General features: G+C 61.7%; 7 protein-coding genes. 3 read left to right on the top strand and 4 right to left on the bottom strand.

The window, feature by feature from the left end; genetic code table 11:
* Window positions 1-29 precede the first annotated feature (29 nt).
* Complete coding sequence (locus NW819_RS07715) at window positions 30-1,151, bottom strand: glycosyltransferase family 9 protein (RefSeq protein WP_011432002.1); 1,122 nt, start codon at window positions 1,149-1,151, stop codon at window positions 30-32.
* A gap of 127 nt (window positions 1,152-1,278) precedes the next feature.
* Window positions 1,279-2,127, bottom strand: coding sequence for a hypothetical protein (locus tag NW819_RS07720; protein WP_414413402.1), 849 nt, complete (start codon window positions 2,125-2,127; stop codon window positions 1,279-1,281).
* 416 nt (window positions 2,128-2,543) lie between these two features.
* On the opposite strand from NW819_RS07720, the gene NW819_RS07725 reads away from it, so the two are divergent.
* Window positions 2,544-3,827 (top strand): DUF4912 domain-containing protein, encoded by a 1,284-nt coding sequence (locus tag NW819_RS07725; protein ID WP_414375499.1) that lies wholly within the window; start codon window positions 2,544-2,546, stop codon window positions 3,825-3,827.
* A gap of 102 nt (window positions 3,828-3,929) precedes the next feature.
* Here NW819_RS07725 and NW819_RS07730 read toward each other — a convergent pair whose 3' ends face one another.
* Both NW819_RS07730 and NW819_RS07735 read right to left on the bottom strand, forming a co-directional pair.
* Window positions 3,930-4,961, bottom strand: coding sequence for an anthranilate phosphoribosyltransferase family protein (locus tag NW819_RS07730; protein ID WP_414413403.1), 1,032 nt, complete (start codon window positions 4,959-4,961; stop codon window positions 3,930-3,932).
* Window positions 4,962-5,075: 114 nt separating this feature from the next.
* Complete coding sequence (locus tag NW819_RS07735) at window positions 5,076-6,044, bottom strand: LysR family transcriptional regulator (RefSeq protein ID WP_414413404.1); 969 nt, start codon at window positions 6,042-6,044, stop codon at window positions 5,076-5,078.
* A 124-nt stretch (window positions 6,045-6,168) separates the two neighbouring features.
* On the opposite strand from NW819_RS07735, the gene NW819_RS07740 reads away from it, so the two are divergent.
* Window positions 6,169-7,320, top strand: coding sequence for a serine hydrolase domain-containing protein (locus NW819_RS07740; protein ID WP_414413405.1), 1,152 nt, complete (start codon window positions 6,169-6,171; stop codon window positions 7,318-7,320).
* Between the two features lie 55 nt (window positions 7,321-7,375).
* On the top strand, window positions 7,376-7,842 hold a 467-nt coding region (locus NW819_RS07745; protein WP_414413406.1), incomplete at its 3' end, for an XdhC family protein.

Below are 7,842 nucleotides of genomic sequence, written 5' to 3' on the forward strand. Positions count from 1 at the left end.
GAGGGGCTGGGGGTGAGGGCGTGGAACCTCTAGGTTTGCTTGAGAATCTCTTTCAAGTAGCCGATGACCGTTTCCGGCTTGAGATGGGCCATACAGGGATGACCCTCCACCAGGCAGGTTTCGTTTTTGAACTTGTTCTCTGCGCAGACCCGGCACTTGTAGGCGGTTTGGGTGAGATAGACGTGGGGCAGACGAGGAGCCCACAGTCGCACCGGGCTGGCCCCATCCCCATCGGCATCGTTGCCAAACAGGGCAATGGTGGGACAGCCCACTGCCGCCGCGATGTGCATCGGCCCCGCATCCACGGAGATACACACCCGCGCCCGCTTCAGGGCCCCCGCCAGCTCCATGAGGCTGGTTTTGCCCCGCAGGTCAACCATTCCCGTTTGCGCCAGCAGTTCGTCTTCGCTGCTGCCGCCGTGGTAGAGGGATCGCTGCAGCTCCGGCGCGCTGCCGATTAGCCCCACCTGCAGGCCCTGGCCTTGGCACCACTGGATCACCTGCCGCCAGTACTCCAGAGGCCACATCTTGGCGCGGCGGGTAGTGGTGATGTGCACCAAGACCTCTGGCACCGGAAAACCGGGATCCCGGCTGGGCAGCTCCAGGCGGAAAAAATCCGTCTCCACGTACGCCAGGCGACAGAAGATTTCGGCGATGTAGTTGCTGGTGAGGATCCCTTTGTAGCGCTGCAGAAACTCCAGGCCGTTCCAGTCGTCATCCTGGAGCATGCGCTGTACCGGGTCGGAGCCGGGGTCCAACTTGCGGCGAAAATCCAGAGTCAAGCCGGCCCCGGCAATGTACTGGGGGCGCAGGGCCGTTACCGCCACCAGGTTGAGCTCGCTAAACTCGTCGCAATTGATGGCCAAGTCGTAGGGGCCGGCCTGGGTCACCCGTTCTCGCACAGCAGCGGTCAGGGCCTCGAGGTAATCGGGACGACGGCTGTAGAGAGGAAAGCTGAAGTCGATGTAGGGGCAGTGGAGCTCAAAGTCGCGGGTAATCTCGCTGCCAAAAAAATCCAGCACACAGCCGGGGTATTTTTCCTTGAGGCCCCGCAACAGCGGGATGGTAACCACAAAATTGCCCACCTTGCTGGAGGAAAACACCGCCAGGTGGGGATGTTCCCGCAGAGGTTGGTTGGCAAACCGTTGCATAAGGCTGGGATCCCCAGGAAGATATCAACCCCGCTGGAGGTGGTGGGGGTGGTGCAGACAGAGCACTTTTGCTAGGCTAGCATTCCTCTGTCCTGTGCTTTGATGGCCATGCTGGGATCCCTGGGCCTCAGGGGAGACTGGCTTGGCTGCCATCCCAGATGACCACCACAGCAAAGCGATCCAGAAAGCCATCTGTCGCATTCATCTGGCGCAGACTAAAAGCATCTTCGGCGGAAATCACCAGGTCGTAGCCCAGGGTGCGGATGGCACGAATGCGGTGAGGCCGTTCCCCGATGCGGTTCACCAGTGAGCGGGCCTGCTCTTCCGAGGTGGCATAGGCAGCTGTGCCCTCGCTGCCCACAAAGGCCGCGTTGAGGTCTTGGCCAAGAGTAACGGGGGTATAGACTTGATTGCCATCGGGATCAAACAAGCGCATTGACTGGCTAGGCAAGAAATCCAAGCCTCGTGCATCCACAATCAACCCTGTCACTTGCGGTTCCCGCCGCTGGGATCCCGCCTCCAGACCCGCTCCACCCCCTGGCCCTTGGCCCGCACCCATCCCTGAGCCAGGGCTGGCTCCGCGCACCCCACTCTGGCCGCTGCCCGGCCCGACCACTTCCCCCTGCCGGGATCCAGAGCCACTGCCGCCGGGGCTGGTGCCGAACTGCCGCAACAGATCCAGATCGAAAACCGGGCCTTCTGCCACTTCTCCATGGCCGGGTTGGGCCGGCTGGACTTTTGGATCGGCTTGATCTGTTTGTGGGAGCGGAACAGAATCCTGGGTTACTGGACGCCAGGGCGTTGCTTCAGAAGCGGGCAGGGTAGGGGATCCCCCTTGCAAGCGGTAAAGGGGAGGAAACAGCGTTTGGGCATCCACAGCTTCCACCGGCAAGACCGGCCCCGCCAGCAGGATCCCCAGTGCTGCCCAGCTCACTTGGATCCGTATGCCTTGAATCCCATACTTCCACCACCTCATGCCCACACCTCTTGGCCTCAAAACCTGCGGCCCGCTCGGCAACCGCTCATCCTCCCCCATGCTACCCAGGCAGGGCCGGTTCGGCAGGGGATCCCGCGCAGTCTTCCCCTTGGCTTGAGAGCAGCTGGGGCTCCTGGCCTCTCCCTAAAGGTGGGTCGGAGAACAAGAGATTGATCCCCAGCGATCCCCAGGGTCTTGACCGACAGGCAAAAATACGCAAACATGGGTTCATCATTCTTGATGATCCCCGTTGATCCCCACCTGATGGTTGTCAGCGGCTGGAGAGCGCAAGGCAGGCCGGCACGCCAGCGGGTTCGAGGCTGTACTGAGCCGCAAGCTGGGATCGGCCTTTGGGTTAGAAGCTGGAGCATTGCACAAAGCCCGATTTGTCGAAGAGAAGACAGGAGACCCCGACCATGCCACAAGAGCGGATCCCGTTGGAAGAAATGACCATCCGGCAGTTGCGGGAAGAAGCTGCCCGCTATCAGATCCCCAAGTACAGCCGCATGACCAAGGAGCAACTTGTCCAGGCCATTCGGGAAGCCCAAGCTGCTCGCAGCGGTCGTCCCGCTGACACGATGCCAGAGCCGAGCGGCCAAGAGTCGGTTACCCAAACGAAGTTTGTGGGCCAAGAGGTTGGCGGTAAGCCGGATCTGGCCGATGTGGACAAAGGGCTGGGCGATTTGCCGGGCGGTTACGGGGAAAGCCGCATTGTTTTGCTGCCGCGGGATCCCCAGTGGGCCTACGCCTATTGGGATGTGCCCAACGAGGCCAAGGAGAGCAAGCGCCGCGAGGGGGGTCAGCAATTGGCGCTGCGCCTCTACGATGTGACGGATATCGATTTCAGCTACCAGCCGGCCCACAGCATGCAGGAGTACCCCTGTGATGAGTTGGCGCGGGAGTGGTACCTGCCGATTCCGGTGAGCGATCGTTCCTACATTGTGGAGATCGGCTACCGGACGGCAGATGGCCGCTGGCTGATGTTGGCCCGCTCGGCTGCAGTGATGGTGCCGCCGGTCTATCCTTCCGACTGGTTTGAAGAGCATTTCCTGACGGTGCCCTTCGATATGGCCCTGCAGGGCCGCACCCTCTACCAGCTCAGCGAGCCTTACAAGCGCAGTGCCACCGGCATGGGTGTGGTGGCCTACAAGGGCGATGAGCCGCAGCAAGGGGCCATGGTCGATCCCTTCCTGGAAATGGTGGGTGGCTTTGAGGCGATGCGGGTGGCGGGATCCCTGTTTGGCAGCCACCAGATGGGCAGCCGCCAATTGGTGCCCGAGCAGGCCATCAGCTCGTTTATCATCCCCTCGGGTGTGGGCATGATGGGGATGGCCATGGCGGAGGTGCCCGCTGCTCCCTGGATGGCTTCAGGATCCGGCCTGGGCCTGTTCTCGGGGGCTTCCGAAGTGCTGCCGCAGCGCTCTCGCAAGTTCTGGTTGGTGGCCGATGCCGAGCTGATTGTCTATGGGGCCACAGAGCCGGATGCCACCGTTACCATTGGCGGGCGCAAGATCCAGCTCAACCCCGATGGCACCTTCCGCTTCCACATGGCTTTCCCAGACGGCAACATCGACTTCCCCATCTTTGCGGTGGCTGCCGATGGCGAGCAAAACCGGGAGATCCACATGACTTTCGACCGCCGCACCCTCTCCCGCCGCACCAACACCAAGGAGGAGGCCATCGAGGAGCTGTTGCCCTAAAGGATCCAACCTTCGGCTTCTTGCCCCCTGGAGCTGGCCGGGGGGCTTTTTTCCCTGGGCTGGAGAGCTTGACTCCAGCCATCAAAACAGGGGATGCCAGTCCTAGGAGAGGTCAATCACCCGGATCAGTTGTTTCAGCTTCTCCATCACCCGTCCAGAGCGAAGTAGGTCTTCCGCCTGTTGGATCCCTTCTGGCAAGGATGGGGCGTGGCCGAGGAGCCACAGATAGCTGCCCCCATTCCAGAGAACGGCTGGGGTGAGTTCACAGGGATCCCCGCTGAGCACCTGCTGCATCTGCCGGAGCAGCTCTTTCTCTCCGGAGAAGGGGATCTCCGGGCCTGCCAAGTGGCAATCTCTGGCCTTCAAGAGCAGCCGTTTGCCGCCCTGGTTGAGAATGGCCGCTCGCTCCCGTGGCAGGTCGCAACTGCCTTCCAGACCTTTGACGGTGGTGAATTGTCGAATCTCCCGCAGGGCAAACAGCTCCAGCATCGTGGCCTCGGTGGGAGGATGCACATAGCCGGCCACCAGGTGAAAGGGGCCTTGGTAGGGCGTCCAGACCAGTTCCAAGGTGGCCAAGGGGGGGCGCTTGCCGATTTGATCCCGGTAGTCCATCAGAGCCTGAGCCTGGGGAAAACAGGTGGGCAAATACAAAAATCCCAGCCCGGTTTGTTCCAGCAGTTGCCCCACCCGCTCCAGGGATAGCCCTCGCCAATCCACCCCCAAGCTCCGCCACACCGCTTCCAAGGGCAGCCCATACTTGGTGGGACAGAAGCCAGAGCCATGCAGCAAAACGGCTGACCCTGCCGCTGCCAGCAGCAAAGCCACCAGCACCCCCAGCGGTGCCGTCCGCGAGCGGCCATCGTAGGGATGGCCAAAGATGATCAAGGGATGAGGCAGATCCTGCCGGGGCAGAAGAGGGCCGTCTTCTGCATAGGCATCCAACATACCGGCCAGCTCCTCGGCAGTGGGGCGCTTGATGCGGTGGGCAATTAAAAAAGCCCCGATCTGGGCGGGAGTGGCCTCCCCCCGCAGGAGCATTCGAGCAGCGCTGGCGGCCTCTGCCCGGCTGAGATCCTGGTGGGTGTGGGTGCCGCTGCCGATTTTTTTCAACAGCTCGCGAAACTCTTGGCTCATAGCATCGGCGGTCGGGAGCGCTGGGCTACTCAGGATAGGGGGAGATAAGGGCGGAACACTTGAAACTACCGATATGGGTATTTGACAACTTACAGAAATTTCTACAAAAAATCCCTACAGAACTGACAACAGCCCGGCAGAGGGCTGAGGGAAATGGGGATCTGCGCCGGAAGCAGGCTCAGCATTACCAGACTGCCTAATCAGCTGGGCGGCCAACTGCAAAAACCGGCGAATGGGAGGGATCCGATAGCGATCGCTGGTGGTAACCATAACCACCTGTCGCCTCAAGAGGGGGGGCTCGGTGGGTCGCACCTGCAAATCCGGATCGGCGCAGCAGTCCACCAGGGCCGACTCCGGCAGGAGGGCAATGAGCTGCCCCTGTCGCACCACCCCCCGAAAGGCATCCAAGGTGTTCAGTTCCAGGGCTGCTTTGAGGGGAAGCCCCTGCCGGGCCAGATGGGATCCCACCAAGGAGCGCATGGCATAGCCATCCTTGAACACAGCCTGGGGATACTCCGCCAGCACCTTCCAGGGGATCCGCTCGTAGCGGCTGAGGGGATGGGTGGCGGGCATCAATACTTGAATTGGCTCGGAGTACAGTGGCTCCACCACCAGCTCTGCCCCCCGCGTCATCAGGGGGTTCTCCATCACCAGGGCCACATCCACCAGCCCATCCCTGAGCACCTTTAAGGCGCGGTCGCTGCCCAGAGCGGTAACCCGCAACTGCACCTCTGGATACTCCCGGCAAAACTGTTGCAGCACCGGCGGCAGTTGATGGGCGATCAGAGAATGGATCCCAGCAATGCAGAGCTCGGTTTGCTGGCCCTGCAGCCATTCTCGAATGCTTTCCTGAGCCCGCTGCCATTCTTGACAGATGCGACGGGCATGGGGCAAAAGCCGTTCCCCAGCTACGGTTAGAGCCACCGGGCTTTTGCGATGCAACAGCGGAGCGCCCACCGCTTCTTCCAGGGCCTGGATCTGGCGGCTAATAGCCGATTGGGTCAGACCGCTGAGGCGAGCAGCGGCCAAAAAGCTGCCCGTTTCCACCACGTTCAAAAAGGCTTGCAACAACTCCAGCCGCACCTGGGATCCCTTGATGATGTAGCCTGCCGTGGTGGCATCCTAGCTGGGGAAGCGGTAGGCTTTTGTAAACACCGTTACAAGTTGTTTGTTGGACTGGGGATCCCCAAGCCAGGAGGAGAAGCAGATGGGTTGGGATCCAGCCTTGCTGGAGGGGCTGCTCAACTCCGCCATTCCCCACCTTTTCCCCGCTGCCCAGGTGGTCATCCGCCACAAGGGAAGGTGTATCTACTCAAGGGCGGCAGGCCATCTCGACCCTGAGACCCGGCGCCAACCGACAACCTCGGCCACCCGTTTTGACCTGGCCTCGCTGACCAAGCTGTACACCGCCACCGCCTGCATGGCCCTGGTGGAAGCCGGAGCGTTGCTGCTGGATCAACCGGTCAGTCTCCTGTTGCCGGAGTTTCAGGGATCCCGCCCCATTGCCCCCTATGAAGATCCTCTGCAACCAGGGGAATGGATAGCTGCGGAGCCGGAGTCCTTGGGCCAGCTTATTGCAGCAGAACAGGTGACGGTGCGACAGTTGCTGGCCCACACCGCCGGTTTGCCCGCCTGGCGACCCCTTTTTCGACAGCCCGATGCCGAATCGGCCCGGCACATGGCCCTGCACACCTTTTTGGCCTACAGGCCGGGATCCCGCAGAGTCTACAGCGATCTTGGATTGATCCTGCTGGGGCTGGCTTTGGAACGTCTGAGCGGAACCCCTCTGGATCAGATCTTGCATGCCCGGATCTTGCGGCCTCTGGGCCTGAGCCAAACTCAGTTTTATCCAGGGGATCCCTTTGACCCATCCTCTGTCTCTGTCTCTTGTGCCCCCACCGAGCTGTGTCCTTGGCGAAAGCGCCGCCTACAGGGGCAGGTTCACGACGAAAATGCCGCCCGCCTGGGCGGGATCGCCGGCCATGCCGGACTATTCGCCACGGCAGAGGAAGTAGCCGCTTTCGGAGAGAGTTTTTTGACGGGATCCCTGTTGCAGCCGCAGACGGTGAGGGAAATGACCCGCGAGCAGTTGCCTCAGCAAGGGGATGCCCACCGCTGTCACGAGCGCCGGGGTTTGGGGTTTGCCTTGCGCTCCCCGGATCCCTTGGCCAGCAGCTACCCGTTCAGCCCCAGCGCCTTCGGCCACACCGGCTTCACCGGAACCTCCCTGTGGATCGATCCAGAGCAGGAGCTGGTGGTGACGCTGCTCACCAACGCCGTCTACCACGGTCGGCAGGAGAACGGATTCCAGGCTTTCCGGGTTGCCTTCCATCAGGCCATCCTAGAGGGGCTTTCTTGATCATTGAGTCCCTGACCGTTCCCGCTAGGGTGCCGTAGGCATAACCGAGGCTGAGGTGGACGAGACCTTTTACCGACAGTTGGCAGATATGCTCTCCCGCGGGCCGCTGGTGGTGGCCACCGTGATCCGCACCCAGGGATCTGTGCCTCGCCAGGCGGGGGCGAAACTGGCCGTGGGATCTGATGGCACCCTGTTGGGCACCATTGGCGGTGGAGCTGCCGAAGCGGAAGTCATTGCCCGAGCGCAAACCCTTTTGCAGACCGCTGTTCCCGTTGGCGATGGCGATGGGGAGTCCTCGCCGGCTGGGATGCAAGTTTCCCTTGACCTCAACAGCCCTCCCTTGGGCGTTTGCGGGGGACGGATGCACATTTGGCTACAGCGATGGCAGGGATCCCTTGCCCAAACGTTGGTGGCCCAGATCCTCCAGGCTCTGACCCAAGGGCCAAGGGCTTGGCTGATCACTCCCCTCCATCCTCAGGGGTTCCCCTACCTCAGCCTTAGCGACAGCGGTGCGGAGCACTT

The sequence above is a fragment of the Synechococcus sp. R8-2 genome, assembly GCF_047461715.1.
GTDB lineage: Bacteria > Cyanobacteriota > Cyanobacteriia > Thermostichales > Thermostichaceae > Thermostichus.

What these genes read in the sequence shown, in the direction of transcription:
- NW819_RS07715 (WP_011432002.1), bottom strand. Translation starts at nt 1,151, where the DNA reads ATGCAACGGTTTGCCAACCAACCTCTGCGGGAACATCCCCACCTGGCG.
- NW819_RS07720 (WP_414413402.1), bottom strand. Translation starts at nt 2,127, where the DNA reads ATGAGGTGGTGGAAGTATGGGATTCAAGGCATACGGATCCAAGTGAGC.
- NW819_RS07725 (WP_414375499.1), top strand. Translation starts at nt 2,544, where the DNA reads ATGCCACAAGAGCGGATCCCGTTGGAAGAAATGACCATCCGGCAGTTG.
- NW819_RS07730 (WP_414413403.1), bottom strand. Translation starts at nt 4,961, where the DNA reads ATGAGCCAAGAGTTTCGCGAGCTGTTGAAAAAAATCGGCAGCGGCACC.
- NW819_RS07740 (WP_414413405.1), top strand. Translation starts at nt 6,169, where the DNA reads ATGGGTTGGGATCCAGCCTTGCTGGAGGGGCTGCTCAACTCCGCCATT.